Annotated in this window: 9 protein-coding genes; 2 read left to right on the forward strand and 7 right to left on the reverse strand. The window is 38.2% G+C overall.

Annotated features, from left to right (window positions below; all coding sequences use genetic code 11):
* Positions 1 to 139: 139 nt before the first annotated feature.
* Both ACFIMG_RS07970 and pncB read left to right on the forward strand, forming a co-directional pair.
* Complete coding sequence (locus ACFIMG_RS07970) at positions 140 to 8710, forward strand: GH36-type glycosyl hydrolase domain-containing protein (RefSeq protein WP_375678819.1); 8571 nt, start codon at positions 140 to 142, stop codon at positions 8708 to 8710.
* A 132-nt stretch (positions 8711 to 8842) separates the two neighbouring features.
* Positions 8843 to 10147, forward strand: a complete 1305-nt coding sequence (pncB, locus tag ACFIMG_RS07975; protein ID WP_375678818.1) for a nicotinate phosphoribosyltransferase — start codon at positions 8843 to 8845, stop codon at positions 10145 to 10147.
* Between the two features lie 1465 nt (positions 10148 to 11612).
* Here the strand turns inward: pncB and ACFIMG_RS07980 are convergent.
* The 7 genes from ACFIMG_RS07980 to pheS all read right to left on the reverse strand — a co-directional run bounded on the left by ACFIMG_RS07980 (position 11613) and on the right by pheS (position 19729).
* Positions 11613 to 11999 (reverse strand): YbaN family protein, encoded by a 387-nt coding sequence (locus ACFIMG_RS07980; RefSeq protein WP_375678817.1) that lies wholly within the window; start codon positions 11997 to 11999, stop codon positions 11613 to 11615.
* Between the two features lie 409 nt (positions 12000 to 12408).
* Entirely contained in the window at positions 12409 to 13314 is a 906-nt protein-coding gene (locus ACFIMG_RS07985; RefSeq protein WP_375678816.1) for a metal ABC transporter permease, read from the reverse strand.
* On the reverse strand, positions 13311 to 14177 hold the full coding sequence (locus ACFIMG_RS07990) for a metal ABC transporter permease (protein WP_375611406.1): 867 nt from the start codon (positions 14175 to 14177) through the stop codon (positions 13311 to 13313). The genes ACFIMG_RS07985 and ACFIMG_RS07990 overlap by 4 nt, the downstream gene beginning before the upstream one ends.
* A complete protein-coding gene (locus tag ACFIMG_RS07995; RefSeq protein ID WP_273790252.1) occupies positions 14174 to 15004 on the reverse strand; it encodes a manganese/iron ABC transporter ATP-binding protein in 831 nt (276 codons plus the stop codon). Before ACFIMG_RS07995 ends, ACFIMG_RS07990 begins: the two co-directional genes overlap by 4 nt.
* Positions 15001 to 15909 (reverse strand): metal ABC transporter substrate-binding protein, encoded by a 909-nt coding sequence (locus tag ACFIMG_RS08000; RefSeq protein ID WP_375611408.1) that lies wholly within the window; start codon positions 15907 to 15909, stop codon positions 15001 to 15003. Before ACFIMG_RS08000 ends, ACFIMG_RS07995 begins: the two co-directional genes overlap by 4 nt.
* Before the next feature lie 290 nt (positions 15910 to 16199).
* The gene (gene pheT, locus ACFIMG_RS08005; protein ID WP_375678815.1) at positions 16200 to 18614 is read right to left on the reverse strand and encodes a phenylalanine--tRNA ligase subunit beta; all 2415 of its coding nucleotides are present in this window, start codon (positions 18612 to 18614) and stop codon (positions 16200 to 16202) included.
* Positions 18615 to 18646: 32 nt separating this feature from the next.
* Positions 18647 to 19729, reverse strand: a complete 1083-nt coding sequence (gene pheS / locus ACFIMG_RS08010) for a phenylalanine--tRNA ligase subunit alpha (RefSeq protein ID WP_375678814.1) — start codon at positions 19727 to 19729, stop codon at positions 18647 to 18649.
* Positions 19730 to 19763 lie beyond the last annotated feature (34 nt).

Genomic DNA, 19763 nt, shown 5'->3' on the forward strand with positions numbered 1-19763 from the left:
TTAAATTATTGAAAAAAAATTATAAATGCTTGCAAATAAAAACAAAAAGTTTGTTTTTTGTCTAACAACGGTTCACTATTCAGATAAAATGCTTAAAATTTAAATAAAAAACGATGTAATTGAATAACAATGGGACACTATGACGTGCATAATACCTTTCATAAAGTGCTTTTTTTCTCAAAAAGAGAAAAAAGATCATTTTATTAATACGGATTTTCCTCTTCGTGCAATTTATAAGGTACAGGAAGATCTTTATAACTTAGGGCATGATATAGCTTCTGGTAAAGAAATTTTACTCCCTGAATATGAAGGAGTAGGAGATTTTCGCAAGAGATTGAATGAAAATGCTAAACTTATTCTTCATGCCTTTCATACCAGTGATTTTGCTGCTCGAAATGATGAAACCATCGCACCATCTGCTCAATGGCTCATTGATAATCATTACACCATTGATAAAACCATACAAAAGCTACGTCGTAATCTACCCAAGTCCTTCATAAAGCAACTTCCTCTTTCTACACACAAAGCCGGAATACCACGAATTTTTGCTTTAACTTGGCTTTATATTGCGCATACCGATAGCAGCTTTTCACAAGAAACACTCACTGCTATGACCAACGGATTTCAAGAAGTTTGTGCGCTCACAATTGGTGAATTGTGGGCTCTTCCTTCAGTTATGCAAATGCTGCTCATTGAAAATGTCCGTCGTCTTTCAGTACGTATCGAAAAAGCGCGACATATGCGCCATCTTGCTAGTCAAGTAGCTGATAAAATTTCTCTTGTAGAAAATAAAACAAATCTACACTCTCTTTTTACGCAATATAAACCATTTACTGTTGATCCAACTTTTTCAGCACATTTATTCTATCGCCTGCGCAGTGCATCTGTCGATTCAACCGTAGCATTAACTTGGCTTGAAAAGCAATTGAAAAGCCAAGGCAGTAGCTTAGAGATTGCAACAGCTGATGAACATACCCGACAAGCAGCAGATGGTGTGACCATGGGAAATATTATCCGTTCTCTTAAAGCTATAGATGATGTTGATTGGACAGCATGGTTTGAAACAGTGAGTTGTGTCGATTCTATTTTGCGTAAAAATAGTGATTTTTCTGAAATTGATGCTCACTCACGCAATATTTATCGACAAGTCATTGAAAAAGTTTCTCGCTTTTCGCCTCTTAGTGAACTGGAAGTTGCACATAAAGTTGTAGAAATGGCAAATTCCACTTCTAAAGATATGCCTCATCATTCTTGTGTGGGGTGGTACCTTGTTGATGATGGTCGTGGCATATTTGAAAAGGCTTGTGGGTATATTCCGCCCTTTCTCATAAAATGGACACGCGCTTCCTGTTGCTCAAAATTGCGAGTCATCGCCGTTCCTGTCTCTTTTCTGACGCTTGCTCTTTTGCTGGTAATTTACGCCCTTTTACAGCTATCTGGCATGACACAATGGATGTCTTTTTGCTTTACTGGATTGGCGCTTTTTCCTGCTATCGATGCTGCTTTTGCTTTATTTAACACTGTTGTTTCGTGGTTTGTCCCATCAAAACAACTCATTGGTTATGAATATAAAGAAGGTATTCCAAAACATGCACGGACAATGGTTGTTGTACCTACTTTGATGACATCACGCGCTGACATTGATGAACAAGTGCGCAATCTTGAAGTGCGCTATCTTTCCAATCCTAAAGGTGCCATTCATTTTGCACTCATTACAGATTGGGTGGATGCTCCATTGAGAGAAACGCAAGATGATCTTGATTTATTGCACTATGCGCAAAAGAGTATTGATAAACTCAATAGTCGTTATCATCGTGATAAACTTCCGCTTTTTTTCCTTTTACATCGCCGACGCCTTTATAATACAAGCGAAAAATGTTGGATGGGATGGGAACGAAAGCGAGGAAAACTTCATGAACTTAATCGGCTCTTAAGAGGCGATAAAAATACAAGCTTTTATCCTCCCAATCCACATCTTCCTATGGATTGCCGTTTTGTTATGACGCTAGATTGTGATACACGTCTTACTCCAGAGAGCGTCGCGAAACTTGTTGGAAAGCTTAACCATCCACTCAATTATCCCGTTTTTGATCCACAAAGTGGAAAGGTTGTAAAGGGCTATAGCATTTTACAACCACGCATTATTCCTTCTCTTACAACAGGAAAAAAAACATCAATTCTCCAACGGGTTTTTTCTATCAACCGTGGCATTGATCCTTATGTTTTTGCTGTTTCTGATACTTATCAAGATCTTTTAGGAGAAGGCACCTTTATCGGTAAAGGTCTTTATAATATTGATGCATTTGAACAAGCACTTGATGGAAAAATTAAAGAAAATACTATTCTTAGTCATGATCTCTTAGAAGGAGGTTATGCTCGTACTGCTCTGGTAAGTAGCATAGAAGTCATTGAAGACTATCCAACCGCTTACAATATTGATGTTATGCGTTATCATCGTTGGGTCCGTGGTGATTGGCAGCTTTTGCCTTATCTTTTTCCCCACCGTCAAATAAGTTCCGTGACGCGTTGGAAAATGCAGGATAATTTACGTCGTTCTCTCACTCCACTTATGTGGTTAATCGCAGCATTTGCAGGATGGGCTTTTTTGTCTTTAAAGAGTGCAATCGTCTGGCAACTATTCTTGTTGTTTAGCTCCTTCATTTCACCCATTCTATGTGTATTAAAAACGCTTGTCTCATCCAATATAGATCATTCTTTGCGTGGACATTTTCAATTAATTTGGAACAAAATTGCTCTTACAAGCGCTGATATATTTCTTAAAACGACGTTTCTTGCTCATTCGGCGTATTTTATGACCGATGCGATTATTCGTACACTCTATCGTATGACGATTTCAAAACAGCATCTTCTTGAATGGAAAACTTCTGCCGCAACAAAATCAATACCCAATAGTTTGCGTTTCTATGTTTTTACAATGGCACCAGCATCGCTTATTGGTATTCTTACTATAGCACTCCCTCTTTTTTCTGATAGTTTTGCAAGCTTGGTTGCTTTGCCTTTTGGGATAGCATGGTTTTTTTCACCCTTCATTGCTTGGATTGTGAGTCAACCTTCAACCTTTCAAGATAGCTTTGATCTTTCTTCAAAAGATGAAAAAAAACTCCGTTCTATTGCACGGCGGACATGGCTTTATTATGCAACCTTTGTCAATGCACAAAACAACCATCTGCCTCCCGATAATTTTCAAGAAGATCCTGAACCTCTTGTTGCTCAACGTACATCGCCTACGAATATTGGCGTTTATCTCCTGTCTATTATTGCAGCACGTGATTTTGGTTGGATTGGTTTTGAAGAGACCATTACCCGTATTGAATGTACATTACGCTCTCTTACAAAAATGGAAAAGTTCCGCGGTCATCTCTATAATTGGTATGAAACGGATACACTCAGGCCTCTTTTACCTACTTATGTATCAACCGTTGATTCAGGAAATCTTGCTGGTCATTTGGTAACACTCTCTTCTGCTTTAAGTGAATGGGCTGAAAAACCGCCTCTTTTTTTCCAAAGTGATCGAGAAGGCTTATCGGATGTTCTTGCTATTCTTGAAGAAACTGTCAGAGAAATTCCAGATCATCAACCCAGTTTACGCTCTTTACGCCAAAAAATCGAAGAAAACATCACTCGTTTTCATGACTCTGTCTTCACTTTTTTAGAACAAGAAAATACGGTCCCTTCTCACATCATAGATCTTTCACTTGCAGCCCACGATATTGTGCACTTAGTCGGTGAACTTGACCACAAAATTCAAACGATAGAATCTGCTGGTGCGCTTTCTTGGGCTAAATGCCTTATCGACACCTGTAACGCTCATCATAATGATGCGACTGCTCATTGTGATACTGAAAAATTACGTAAAAAACTAAACAGGCTGGCTATAGCAGCACGGCAAATAGCCTTTGATATGAAATTTGACTTTTTAGAACAGCCTAAACGGCATCTCTTATCCATTGGATATCGTGTTCAAGAAAACAAACTCGATGAAAATTGTTATGACCTACTTGCTTCAGAAGCACGTCTTGCAAGCTTTTTTGCCATCGCAAAAAGAGATATAAAACTTAAACATTGGTTTCGTCTTGGTCGACTTCTCGTACCCATAGGTGGGAAAGGTGCACTCCTATCATGGTCTGGATCAATGTTTGAATATCTTATGCCATCTCTCGTAATGCATGAACCTTTAGGATCTCTCCTAGATCAAACAAATCGATTGATTATTCGTTGTCAAATACAATATGCCCATAAACGGGAATTGCCATGGGGTATTTCAGAAGCCGCATTTAATGCTCGCGATCATTTAATGAATTACCAATACGCTCATTTTGGTGTTCCAAACCTCGGACTCCAACGTGGTCTTTCACGCAATGCTGTCATTGCTCCCTATGCCAGCCTTCTAGCGGCACAATATGCTCCTGCTTGCGCTGTCGCTAATTTAAAACGACTCCGTGATCTTGGAGCTTTAGGAACATATGGTTATTATGACTCTGTTGATTTTACTCCAACACGTGTGAAAACAGGGGAAAAATACGCCATTGTACGCAATTATTATGCGCACCATCATGGCATGTCTATTCTTGCTCTTAACAATGTTATTTTTCAAGGGCGAATGCGTGATCGTTTTCATCGTGATCCCGTTATTGAAGCAACACAATTGCTCTTACAGGAAAGAGCGCCTCATCTCATTCCTATTATTCATACCAAAGCTGTTAATCGTATGCGCAATAAGTCTCAAGCATTTGACGCAGCCCCTTTGCGCATTATTACAAACCCGTTACTCAAACCACGAGCAACTTTACTTTTGTCTAATGGCTTTTATTCTACCATGTTAACAGCGAACGGTTCTGGTTACAGTCGTTGGCACGATTATGCGATTACGCGCTTTATTCCTGATGCAACAGAAGATCAACAAGGTACTTTATTCTTCTTACGTGACACGCATAGTGGACGGTGGTGGTCTGTTACTGGTGAGCCAACACGTGTTATTGAAGAAGACGCTGTCAGCATTTTTACAGATGAAAAGGCTGAATATACAAAAATGGTTGATGGTATTAAATCAACACTTGAATGTCTTATTACATCTGAAGGATGTGGCGAAGGGAGACGTATTCAACTGATGAATACGACAAATAAAGACCGACTCATTGAAGTGACTTCTTATGGTGAATTAGCACTTGCCACAATGGATACAGACCAAGTTCATCCTGTTTTTTCCCGTATGTTTATAGAGACAGAAATTACTGAAGAAGGTAAAACAATTTTTGCCAAAAGGCGTAAACGCTCACCTAGCGACCCTGATATTCATATTGCTCATTTTGTTTCTAGTACAACAGATACTCTCCAAGAGACAGAAGCTGAAACAGATCGCTCTCTGTTTATTGGTCGGGGGCGATCTATTCATCGTCCCGCTGCATTTGACCAAAATACTCGTTTTAGTAACAGTCAAGGTTGTGTTCTTGACCCTGTTATGTCATTGCGATGCCGTATAAAAATTTCAGCCCATGAAAAAGCAGAACTTATTTTTTGGACTTTCGCTGCTCATACAAAAGAAGCACTAAATAATCATATTAAACATTATCGACAACCTGATATGTTTCAAAAAGAACTTTCAATGGCATGGACGCGCTCACAAGTCGCACTGTATCAGAGCGGAACCCAGCTTAAAGAAGCTATTATCTATCAAAAATATGCAACACCGCTTATTTATCCAGAAAGAACGTGGCGTCTTCCTTCTGAAATATTAGCAAAAACGCTAGGAAAACAGTCTAATCTTTGGCCCATGTCTATCTCAGGAGACAATCCACTCTGTCTTCTTAGATTAAATAACGAGGGAAATATAACTGTACTGCGCGAGCTCCTTAAAGCACATGAATATTGGCGTATGCGCGGTCTTGTTGTTGATTTGGTCATTCTTAATGAACAAACATTTTCTTATATACAAAGTACACAACGCGCTCTTGAGTGGGTCTGTGAATCTTATTATCACCACATGCAAAAAGCAGATGAACGCCAACATATTTTCATGCTTCGACGCGATCAAATGAGTGAACAGAGTTTTAAAACGCTTCTTGCATCAGCGCGTATCGTTCTTGATGCCCAAAATGGCTCTTTATCTGAACAACTTAAACGACTTGATGAGAATGATTTTAATCTCACAGTTCGTAAAAATTATCAAGAACCTTATGATCAATTAGACTTGCCAAGATATAATGAAGGACAGCAATTTACAACACAAACTGAACAAAATCTTTTTTCTTCCATTGGTCTTATTAGCCAACAAAAACCATCCTCTTTACTCCCAAATGGAGAAGATCTAAGATATTGGAATGGTTACGGTGGTTTTAATCAGCACAATCATTATGTAATACGTCTTCATGGACGTACCACTACACCGCATCCGTGGATTAATGTCATTGCTAATCACAGATTTGGTTTTCATGTCTCTGCTGAAGGTGCAATTTTTACTTGGGCTAACAATAGCCGCGATTATCAACTAACTCCTTGGGCGAATGATCCAACGTCTAACCGGCCAGGAGAAGCTCTTTATCTGGTTGATCGCCAGTCTTTAAAACGTTTCTCACCCGTTTCTACTGTTGAATGTGACGAAAATATTGTCTATGAGGCGTGTCATGGGTTTGGATTCTCAACTTTTAAATCAACACATTCAGAAATCGCATTAGAACTGACTCATACACTTGATCCCGAAAAACCTATTCGCTTTTCACGTCTTATCCTTACGAATGAAGGGAAAAAACCACGCAGTTTACGCCTTTATAATTATGTTGAATGGGTTTTGGGAAATGTCCGTACAAAATATGCCCCCTTTATTGTTTCCTCTTATGAGACCAGATGGGGTGCACATTTTATTCAAAATCCCTATCACATCGAGAAATCTCAACAAGTTACATTTTTATCAGCATCCGAAATGCCAACCAGCACGACGACCAATCGCGCTGAATTTATTGGTGCAACGGGAACCGTAACACGTCCAAATGCGATCCGTAAAGCCGCTGCTCTTTCAAATACCATTGAAGCAGGATGTGATCCTTGTTCAGCATTCGCCTATGATATTGATCTTCAACCAGGGCAAACAAAAGAAATCATCTTCTATCTTGGCAGTGCTGAAAATAGGCAAGAAGCTGAAAAATTACTCAATCAAGTACGTGCAAGTGATTTTGAAATTCAGCTCACAAAACAAAAACAGCAATGGAGTGATTTTGTTTCTCCTTTCCAAGTCAAAACACCTGATGCTTCTTTTAATCTTATGGTCAACCATTGGCTTCCTTATCAAATCTACGCATGCCGCATCATGGCACGCGCAGGCTTTTACCAAGCGAGTGGTGCATTTGGTTTTCGTGACCAGTTACAAGATAGCTTGTCTTTGTTATTGCTGGAACCACAATTAGCACGTGAACAATTGTTAAATGCAGCAGCGCACCAATTTCTTGAAGGTGATGTGCAACATTGGTGGTTGCCTGACACAAATGCTGGTGTTCGTACATACATTTCTGATGATATCGTTTGGCTTGCATATGCAACAGCTCTCTATGTCACTACCACTGGTGATGACGCTTTTCTTGATACGCTCATTCCTTTTATTGAAGGTGATGTTCTCAAAAGTGGGCAACAGGATGCTTATTTTCAACCCACCCAATCCCCAAAGGTTGCAACAGTTTATGAACATTGTGTTTTAGCTTTAGACCTTGCCATTAAACGCTGCGGACCACATGGTCTCCCTCTTATTTTAGGTGGGGATTGGAATGATGGCATGAATTTGGTCGGTGTGGAAGGAAAAGGCGAAAGCATTTGGTTAGGATGGTTTCTTGGGTACACATTACAAGCATTTATCCCTTTAGCCAAAAAACGTGGTGACAATAGCCATATGCAAATATGGAGTACGTACCTTGAACATTTAACAAAATCCCTAGAGAAAAATGGTTGGGATGGTGCTTGGTATCGACGTGGTTATTTTGATGATGGAACACCTCTTGGCTCTAAAATCAATGATGAATGTCAAATTGATACCATTGCTCAATCTTGGGCTGTCATTTCTCAAATGGCATCGCCTGAACGTCAAAAACAAGCAATGACATCAATGTTGGAACATCTCTATGATAAAAAAGGCGGACTCATTCGCCTTTTTTGGCCGCCTTTTGATAAAAGTACGCTCGAGCCTGGTTATATAAAAGGTTATCCTCCAGGAATTCGAGAAAATGGTGGTCAATACACGCATGGTGCCATTTGGAGTATTTTTGCGTTGGCTGAAATGGAACAAAACGATAAAGCTTATGCTTTATTTTCTATGATAAACCCAATTACCCATGGACAAGATCCTGAAATTTATCGTGTTGAACCTTATGTAATGGTCGCAGATATTTATGCTGTTGAACCACGATGTGGTCAAGGCGGTTGGACTTGGTATACAGGTTCAGCCGGTTGGTTTTATCGCGCCGCAACACAAGCTATTCTTGGAATACAGCGTCAGGGAGACCTATTGTTTTTGCAGCCACATTTACCCTCTATTTGGCCAAAATATGAAGCAACAATGAAGTTTTATGATGCCGTTTATTGCATTAAAGTAAAATGGGGACCTAAAAATATGCTCTATATTAATAGCAAAGAATATACCGAAGTTCATACAGGGATAAAGTTACAAAAAACAGGTCAGCATGAAATTATACGTATTGTCAAATCTTAAAGATTAAAGATGAAAAAAGAGAGCAGACTTTTTATTCTTGTCCAAAACTGTAGAGTTGTTATATTGCACCGCCTATATTAGCCGTGTTGGTGCATAATATTTTAGATTTTATGAAAATGAAAGAAAAAGGTTATGAATCATCCGGATATTGCTAGACGTGTTTACAATCACACTTGGAAACTTGATCCCATTATTCGGTCACTTCTTGATACGGATTTTTATAAGCTTCTAATGGTGCAGATGATTTGGGGGTTATATCCTAATGTTAATGTTACTTTTTCCCTCATAAATCGCTCTAAAACAATACGTCTTGTCGATGATATTGATGAGAGTGAATTGCGTGCCCAACTTGATCATGCTCTTAGTTTGCGCTTTACAAAAAAAGAAATGATTTGGCTTGCTGGTAATACATTTTATGGACGCAAACAAATTTTTGAACCGGATTTTCTTCAGTGGCTTGAGAATTTTCAACTTCCAGAATATGAACTCACCCGCAAAGATGGCCAATATATCCTTCATTTTCATGGACCCTGGGCCCATAGTTCCATGTGGGAAATTCCTGCCCTTGCTATTATTAGTGAATTACGTTCACGTGCTGCTCTCAAAAAACTGGATCGTTTTGCTCTTGATGTACTTTATGCGCGTGCTAAAGCAAAAATGTGGAGTAAAGTTGAACGTCTCAAAAAATTGCCTGATATTAAAATATCTGACTTTGGGACAAGGCGTCGCCATTCTTTTTTATGGCAGCGCTGGTGTGTGGAAGCATTAAAAGAAGGCATTGGTCATTCTTTTACTGGAACTTCTAATGTTCTTCTTGCCATGGATACGGATTTAGAAGCTCTTGGAACCAATGCACACGAATTGCCTATGGTTATTGCGGCTCTCAGCAACAATGATGATGAATTACGCAGAGCTCCGTATCAAGTCTTGCAAGATTGGAATCGTTATTATGGTGGAAATCTTCTCATTGTATTACCTGATACCTTTGGTACAGAAGAATTTTTACGCAATGCACCAGATTGGGTCGCTGATTGGACGGGTTTCAGACCCGATAGTGCGCCCCCTATTGAAGGTGGTGAACGTATTATTCAATGGTGGAAAGAAAAAGGAAAAGATCCACGCAAAAAACTTTTAATTTTTTCTGATGCTCTTGATGTCAATACAATTGAAAAAACCTATCATCATTTCCATGGTAAAGTGCGCATGAGTTTTGGATGGGGCACGGATCTTACCAATGATTTTACAGGCTGTGCACCTCAGGAAATCGAAACTCTTGATGCTCTTTCCCTTGTTTGTAAGGTGACCTATGCCAATGGTCAACCAGCCGTAAAACTTTCAGATAATCCTGAAAAAACGATCGGTGATTCAAAAGAAGTACAACGTTATCTCAATTTTTTTGGTAATAAAAAGCGAATTGCTAGACCTATAAAGACATAGTTTCCGGTTCTTTAAAACAAGTATATTGATCCATCATATTGTTTATAAGATTGATTTTTGTCCTACCCTAAGGACGAGGATTCTTAACCTTTGCTGGTCTGTAAACAGTTCGGCTGTTTTTGAGCAGATTCTACTTGGCCTACCACGCATACGCTTCACTTACATAAGGCGCGATAGATAAGACTTAAAAATATTTACGACGCATTAAAAAAATACTTAACGTGCCAAGGAAGTTTAGCCAAGGAGATTTTCTCATTTTAACCCTGTTAAATCAAGCACACTCATCTCCTTGCATGTATGAAGGTTTTCAAGTTCTAAGGGTTATTGTTGTAGTTTGACAGTAGGTTTTATACTAAGTGGGAAGAGGTTGGATTAAGTAGGAATACGTGGTAATTTGTTGTTTTTATGTACAATTTTGACCATTCAATGCGCGTTTTATCAAAATAGATTTTGACACCTAAAATTACAAAAATTACCGAAAATCAGAAAAAAGTGCGTTTCCATAAGTAAAAATGAGAAAAGGCTTTCAAAACCCTTTGAGAACATCTTTAAACTCTTTGAAAAAAATAAATTGGTACAAAATCTAGTGTCAAAATATACAAAACCAGATGACAAGCTATAATTGTAGCATTAGGAATTACTAAGGCAACATTGGAGGATGACAAATAGCATGGTGACTATTGGTGTGCATTTTGAAAGGCAAGGATGATGGTGCTCAAATAGATTTTATACATGTTACAGGAGATTTTACTTTATCCATGTATAGTCTGCTATTATGAAATGAGTAAAGCGTTGAGAAATGTTTCATTAAAAATAAATGTGTAAATAACATGATTTTGGAGACCTTTTGTTTTACGTGAGGGGCATGACTTCATTAAAAAACAGAGAATGCAATAATATTTTTATTTCGAATAAGCTTTATACAAAGACAGAGAAATTATTTATTCGCATATTATAATAAGAATGCGTGTATATATAAAACCATTTGAAAAACTCTGTTGTTTCTTATGAATTATTCTTAAGTTAATAACAGATGTAACATTAAAGATTGATATAATAGACCGGCTTCTTAACTGTATAAGTATAAAAATGATGGTGTTTAGTAAGCTTTGTATTATATCCTCATTAAGAGATATGAAAATAAACGAAATGTCTTTTAGAAAGAAATGACTATCATATCAATGACTTTTTAATGATGTATATGTAGAGATTCATACAAACATGCTTTACAAAAATAATGACTCTCTTCCATGAATGTGATTTATCATTGTTTACCAAGTGAGAACATTTTGAGTGTTCATAAAAATTATTTCACAAACATATTATTAATTAATTGCGTTCAAAAAGCTTGCTATTTCATATGCATTTTGGAAATGGAGAGCTTATATTCAAAACTTAAAAGTTCTCATAGTTTTTACAAATAAGTTGAAGCTAAAAAGAGTATCCCATAAAGCCTTTTTTATCATTAGGAAGATGGACGTGTTATAATATAAATGGCAATCAGCAATAATATAACCGCAACAAGTAAAGAAATCCACAAAGGAGGGTGTAGCATTACAAAAAAGGATAAAAATCCTCCTGTCATACTCATCATTGCAAAAACTTTAACGAATGGAGAGATTGCTTTTTTTTCTTCCCATCGCTTAATAGGGGGACCAAAAATACGATGATTATTCAACCATTGATGAAAACGTGGAGAAGAACGCGTAAAACACCATGAGGCAACCAATAAAAAAGGCACAGTTGGCATAATAGGTAATACGACACCGATAATACCTAATATAACCATCGCCCACCCTGCTATATAATAGCAGATACGTAAAGGGTGCGATATCTTCAAATCTTTTTTCATTTTCTCGTACTATTTTCCTCTACGCAAAACCCTATACAAAAACATTGTATCTGTTTTTTTCTGTTTACATGTCTGAGTGTACAATTACGCTCTATCCCTTCATGCGTAAGTGTCTTTGCTGTTATAAGTTCCTTGAAAATACCGAATAGCTTACACAATATTATAATCATTTTAAATGATTTCAAGAAAAGAGGAGAGATTTTAGAAAAACAAAAAAATAAAAAGGCTGCAGAAGAAATCAATGCAGCCTCTTAATTAAGAATGCAGTGTTGGGGGGGGAGAAAATTTACTGCATTCACCTGCTAGATATTAGGAGGAAAAATAATCTAGCACCCCGGACTCTAATTAAAATAAAAATGAGAAACAATATATAAAAATGCATGGCTGATATGCATGAATTTTAACACTTTCAAGTCTCTTGAACTGTGTTTCGACGAAAGAAAATCATCATGAAAATAGCCATAAAAATCAACGTCAAGATCAACACAATTGTGGAAGCAGAATCAGAGCCGATAAATAAGCTGAGATAAATCCCTAAAAAACCAGAAAAAGCTGCAACAAGTATCGCGATCATTAACATAAAAGAAAACCGCTTTGTGACAAGATAGGCAATTGCTCCTGGTGCTATCAGTAAAGAAATAACGAGTACGATACCTACAGCTTTCAAAGCCGCAACAATTGTAAGAGAAATCATCGTTAGCAGGGTATAGTGGAGTAGAGATATTGGTAACCCCATTGCACGTCCTTGAACTGTGTCAAAAATATACAGCATAAAGTCGCGCCATTTTGCTGCTAAAATAAAAGTGACAACAGCAGAAATGATTGCCGTCTGCGTTATATCAAGCCAGTTAACACCCAAGAGATTACCAAATAGAATATGATTCAAATCTAAGCTACTATAAATAGACGTGGCTAAAACAAGCCCCAAACCAAACATTGAAGAAAAGACCACACCCATCACCGTGTCCTGTTTGATACGGCTATTGCTCCCTAAAAAACCCGTTAATAGTGCACACACCATTCCTGCAACAAAAGCACCGCAAGTAATCAAAGTCATTGTAATATTCTCTGGACGTATATGCTGAAACCAAGCAAATGGCAAAGAAGTTAAAAATGCGATTACCCATGGTGTTGTCATATAACCAACAACAACACCTGGAAAAACTGCATGAGAAATGGCATCGCCTAACAGCGCCCATCCTTTCAAAATAAGAAAACAGGAAAGCATCGCCATGGGAATAGAAAGAATCATGACAATAAGCATACCCTTAAGCATAAAAGAAAACTGAAACGGAAGCAGTAATTGATCAATCATGATAATATTACACCCTTTTTTGCCGCATTTATGCGTAAGCGCGCAGCAATAAACCCATGTTTAGGAGCAAAAATAAAAGCCAAAACAAATAAAGATGCTTGAAAAAGCACTACAACCCCCCCCGTTTGTGCATTCAAAAAATAACTCACATAAACACCCAAGACACTTGTGAAGGTTCCAATTACAACTGCAATAACCAAGATGTTTACGAAACGATCACTTAAAAGATAGGCCGTTGCCCCAGGTGTCACAACAAGACAAATGACTAAGAACGCTCCAACGGTTTGCATCGCAGCAACGGTACAAGCGGCAAGCAATGTGAAAAAGAGAATCTTTAAAAATTTTACGTTTAATCCAATGGCATGCGCATGCGTTTCATCAAATAATGAAACAAGAAGATCTTTCCATTTCAAAAGCAATATAAGCAACGAAACAAAGCCGATAAAAGCCAATTGTAGAATATCTGTTGAACTCACTGCTAAAATATTTCCCAAAACAATCGTATCAATATTAACAGCCATTGGTTTTAATGATTTGAGAAACAACCCAAAGGCAAAAAAGGAAGAAAAAATGAGCCCAATAATGGTATCTTCTTTAAGCTTTGTCCGGTGGTTAAAAAAGAGCATTGCTGCTGCTGCAAGACCACCAGAAAAAAAAGCGCCGAGTGAAAAAGGTAACCCTAAAAGGTAAGCTCCTGCTACACCAGGAACAATCGAATGGGAAAGTGCATCACCAATCAATGACCAACCTTTTAACATCAAAAAAGCTGAAAGAAAGGCACAAACACACCCAACTAACCCAGAAACCCACATTGCATTCACCATATATTGATAGCTCAGTGGCTCAAGCAACCAAGAAATCATGCAACGTGCTCCACTCTTTCAATATCTTCACAAACGGCAGACTGCTTTCTTCCCATGAAAACATCATTTTTTTTTGTGGTTTGAAGATCAAAAATATGGTGATGCAAAGACCCACCAAAAGTTTTCTCCAGATTTTCCTTTGTAAAGATTTTTTCTGTTAACCCAGAAGCTAAAACAGTACCTTTTATTAAAACTGTATGATCACAAAATTCGCGAACAGAACCCAAATTGTGAGTTGAAACCAAGATCACTGCTCCTTCTTTACGGAGATCTTGTAACAAAGCAATGATTTTATCTTCTGTTGTAACGTCAACCCCTGTAAACGGCTCATCTAATAAAATAGCTTTTGCTTTCTGTGCAAGAGCGCGCGCTAGGAAAACACGCTTTTTCTGTCCACCAGAAAGTTCTCCAATTTGGCGCTTGGCAAAAGCCAACATATCAACGCGTTCTAAGGCAATACGAACGGCTTCATAATCTTGTGTACGGGCATAGCGAAAGAAATTCATATGACCGTACCGCCCCATCAATACAACATCTTCAACCAAGACAGGAAAATTCCAATCAACATCTTCACTTTGAGGAACATAAGCAATAAGATTTTTTTTCAAAGCTATATCAACGGGCAAATCAAACATACGAATTTTTCCCTTTGAGGGGCGTACAAACCCCATAATCGCTTTAAATAACGTTGACTTACCGGATCCATTAACACCAACCAATGCCGTAATAGAACCCTTTGGACTTTCAAAATTCACTTCGCGTAAAGCTGTATGTCCATTACGATATGTTACCGTTACTCCTTGGGCAAAAATTCCACATTCCGTCATTGGTTTTTTACTCCCTCTACTAAAGCATTGCTAATACGCCCACTCGTGACACGTAATAAATCAATATAAGTGGGTACCTCACCATTTTTCTCACTTAAAGAATCAACATAAAGAACACCACCGTATTTAGCTCCTGTTTCTCTGGCAACCTGCTTAGCAGGCGCAGGGGAAATAGTGCTTTCAGAAAAAACTGCATGAATATTGTATTTGCGAACCATATCAATAACATGCTTGACCTGCTGTGGTGTTCCTTGTTGGTCAGCATTGATGGGCCATAAATAAAGTTCTTTTAGATCAAAATCACGCGCCAAATAGCTAAAAGCCCCCTCACTGGTTACAAGCCAACGTTTATCTTGCGGTACAGCTTCTAATTCAGCCCTAATTGGATCAATCGTTGCACGAATTTTCTGTTTATAAATTTCAGCATTCTGTTTATAAATTTCAGCATGTTCAGGATCATATTTTACAAAAGCATCGCGAATATTATCAACGTAAATCAAAGCAGAGGTCGGTGACATCCACGCATGAGGATTGGGTTTACCGCTAAAGGGGCCCTCACCAATTTTAATGGGTACAATACCTTTTGAAACAACAACACTTGGAACATCCTTGATATTTTGAAAAAACTTTTCAAACCAAAGCTCTAACTCTAAACCATTCCACAATACAAGGTTAGCTCCCTGAGCACGCATAAGATCGCGTGGGGTGGGTTGGTATTCATGAATTTCCGCACCTGGTTTTGTAATGGATTCAACATCAGCGGCATCACCTGCTACATTGCGTGCCATATCAGCAATGATAGTGAATGTCGTAACAGCTTTAAATTTACCAGCACACAAAGCAAAATTGGGTGTAAAAAAAATAACACTTCCAAAAACTATGGTGAAAAACGTTCTTACGTTCATTGATTCTCTCTTTTCTTTATATGCCTTCTTTTTATTGCAAATAATTTGCATTATCATTTAGCAATAGCAGTTATCTTTTACATTTGCAATGAAGGATTAAGAGAAAAAATAACTTTTCAAGATGTTTAAAAACAGTTTTTTCATATTGAAAAAACTGATGATTTAAGCAGCTTGTTTTGGTAATAAGATCCCCTTTCAAGAAGCTCTATAGCTCTTGAGTGCTAAACAAAAAGGGAGTACTCAAACAAGCTCCCACTTCATGTAAAATATCTCATAAAAAATGAGAATATTCAGTAGCGTAAATATGCACCTGTCATTTTGGTAACATTATCCACGATCTTTGAGGCAAGCTTTTCTAAATCTTCATCTGTTAGAGTCCGTTCTATGGGCTGAATAGTTACTTCAATTGCAACAGATTTTTTATCTTCACCAAAGCTTAAATCTTCAAAAATATCAAAAACCTGCACTGAATGAATAAGTTTTTTATCGGCTCCACTTGCCGCCCGAATAATAAGAGAAGAGGCAACAGTTTTATCCGCTATAAAGGCAAAATCACGCCGCACCATTTGAAAAGGTGAGAGTTTCAAAGGAGGACGGCTTTTGGTCGTTTTTTTCTTTGATTCTGGAATTCGATCTAGAAAAATTTCAAAGCCGCATAAAGGGCCACTGACATCTAACTTTTCTAATGTAGCAGGATGAAAAACACCAAAAAAACCAAGAATAATCTTTGATCCAAGTTTTATGGCACCTGAACGACCAGGATGATACCAATCCGGTGCTCCAACTTCAATCTGCACTTTCCCAACATCCATATCGCATGCTTCTAAAATAGCTAAAGCATCTGCTTTGGCATCAAAAACATCAACGACGGTTGCATTTCCATTCCAAAAACGCCCAGCCCCTTTAAATTGCTCTGTTCCGCGACGAATTCCACTAACAACACGGTGTTGTTTATCAGGGGTGTCGCCCTCATAAATACTTGAAACTTCAAACAAAGCAAGATCGGAAAAACCACGATCAGCATTTCTTTGTGCCGCCATAATCAAGCCAGGTAAAAGGGAAGGACGCATCATTGACATATCAGCAGCAATAGGATTAACTAATTTAAGCTCTTCTTGACCTCCTCCAAAAGCAAGAGCTTGATTTTCAGAAATAAAAGACCATGTCACCGCTTCTTTCATACCACGTTGCACTAGAGCCAAACGTGTAGCACGTGAACGAATTTGTGCGCATGTTAAAATTTGATCTTTTCCTTCTGCAAAGTTTTCCAAAGGAATAGGTTTAATTTTATCTAACCCATAAATTCTCATAACCTCTTCCACCAAATCGGCTTTACCCATAATATCAGGGCGCCATGATGGTACTTTTACCGTAACGATTTCTCCTTTTCCTTCAACAAAAAATCCAAGTTTTGTTAAAATAGAGATGACTTTTTCAGGTTCTATTTCCAAATTTGTTAAACGTTTAATTTCAGAAAAAGGAAAAGCGATCTGTTTGATTTCTTGTTGCTGATAGCCAATGATCCTCTTTTTAGATACTTCACCACTACAAAGAGGTAAGACCAATTCTGTTGCAATCTCAAGTCCTGTGTCTATAAAAGCCGGATCAACACCTCGTTCAAATCGATAACGTGCATCACTGATAAGACCTAATGCTCTTCCTGTTTGTGCAATGCTTCGCGCATCCCAAAGCGCCGATTCAATAATAACGCGATGTGTTGTTTCATCACAACTCGTTCTTTCTCCGCCCATGATACCGGCAATCGAAACAACCCCCTCGTCGTCTGCAATGACACAATTCTTAGGGTCAAGATGATAGATTTTTCCGTTCAGTGCTTGAAGCTGCTCTCCTTCACGCGCGCAACGTACACACAAATTACCTTTAATTTTATCTGCATCAAAAACATGGAGTGGACGACCAAGGTCAAAACTGATGTAATTGGTCATATCAACAAGCGCATTAATCGGTCTCAGACCAATTGCATTCAAACGCTGTTGCATCCACTGTGGTGATGCACCATTTTGAACATTGCGCACTTCACGCCAAGCAAAACCTAAACATAATGATGAATCTTGCGAAAAATCTAATGAAACATCGAGAGGTGTTTCAAAGGAAGGATCAAATTTTGACAGGGATAATTCTTTTAATTTTCCCATTCCAGCGGCAGCAAGATCACGTGCAATACCACGAACACCTGTGCAATCGGAACGATTAGGGGTCAAACCAATATCAATAACCGGATCATCTAAACCAGCATAAGCTGCAAATGAACCTCCAATAGGACTATCTTCTGGAAGTTCAATAATCCCATCATGCTCATTTGATAATTCAAGCTCCGCTTGTGAACACATCATCCCAAAACTTTCAACACCTCGGATTTTTCCTACAGATAATGTTACATCAAGTCCTGGAATATAAGTGCCTGGTAGTGCCAGAACACCAACAAGACCTGCGCGTGCATTTGGTGCTCCACAGACAACTTGAACAGGTGTGGAAGTCCCTGTATCGACTGATAAAATTTGAAGTTTATCTGCATCAGGATGCTTTATTGCTGTTAAAACTTTTGCAATCACAAAACCTTTTAAAGAAGACCGATCATCAACGTAATCAACCTCAAGACCTATAGCGGTTAATTTTTCACAAATTTCATTCAAAGATGCATTTGTTTCTAAGTGATCTTTTAACCAGGACAATGTAAACTTCATTTTAAAACCTCACATGAAAGCGATGACTAAGATCACACATTTCTATTAGGAAAAAAAGCAGGCATATCAAAGCAACGAAAGCCATAATGGTCTAACCAACGCAGATCAGCATCAAAAAAAGCCCGCAAATCAGGCATACCGTATTTCAACATGGTAATACGATCAATGCCCATGCCCCATGCAAAACCTTGATATTCATCTGGATCTAAACCAACATTTTTCAACACTTGGGGATGCACCATTCCGCATCCTAAAATTTCCAACCAATCCTGTCCTTCTCCGAACTTTACGTCTGAACCAGAACGATCACATTGAATATCTACCTCCATAGATGGTTCGGTAAAAGGGAAAAAAGAGGGACGAAAACGCATTTTTACAGAGGGAACTTCAAAAAATGCTTTACAAAAGGTTTCATGTAGCCACATCATATGGGCTATGGTGGAGGTTTTATCGATGACAAGACCTTCTACCTGATGGAACATGGGAGAATGTGTTGCATCCGAATCCATGCGGTAAGTTTTTCCAGGAATAATGATTCGTATCGGTGCTTTTTGTTTTTCTAGTGTGCGAATTTGTACGGGTGATGTATGGGTTCGCAATAATTTTCGTTCTCCCATTTTATCAACATCAAAAAAGAAGGTATCATGCATTTCACGCGCTGGATGCCCTTCAGGAAAATTCAATGCTGTAAAATTATAATAATCTGTTTCAATATCAGGTCCCTCTGCAAGAGAAAAACCCAACTTTGTATAAATGGCAATAATTTCCTCAATCACTTGTGAAATAGGATGAATGCGTCCCCGTTCTATAGGTGAAGAGCGAACAGGCAAGGTAACATCAACTGTTTCACGAGAAAGACGGGCATCCATTGCCTGTCTTTTCAGAAGATCACGCTTTTGTGCCCATAATTCTAAAATGCGATTTTTTAATCCATTAAGAACTGGTCCAACTTTATGGCGCTCGCCAGCATCCATTTTTCCTAATTCTTTTAATTTTTCAGAGATACTACCTTTTTTACCCAATGCTGCAATACGCACTTCTTCAAGTGCTTGTTCATCACCTGCTGCCTCTAAGGCTAAACAAATTTCTTGTTCCAGACGCTCAATATCATTCATATTTTTGCCTATTTTTTAATAAAGAAAAACCCGC

It is taken from the genome of Bartonella sp. AP11XZML (assembly GCF_042196445.1).
Classification (GTDB): Bacteria; Pseudomonadota; Alphaproteobacteria; order Rhizobiales; family Rhizobiaceae; genus Bartonella.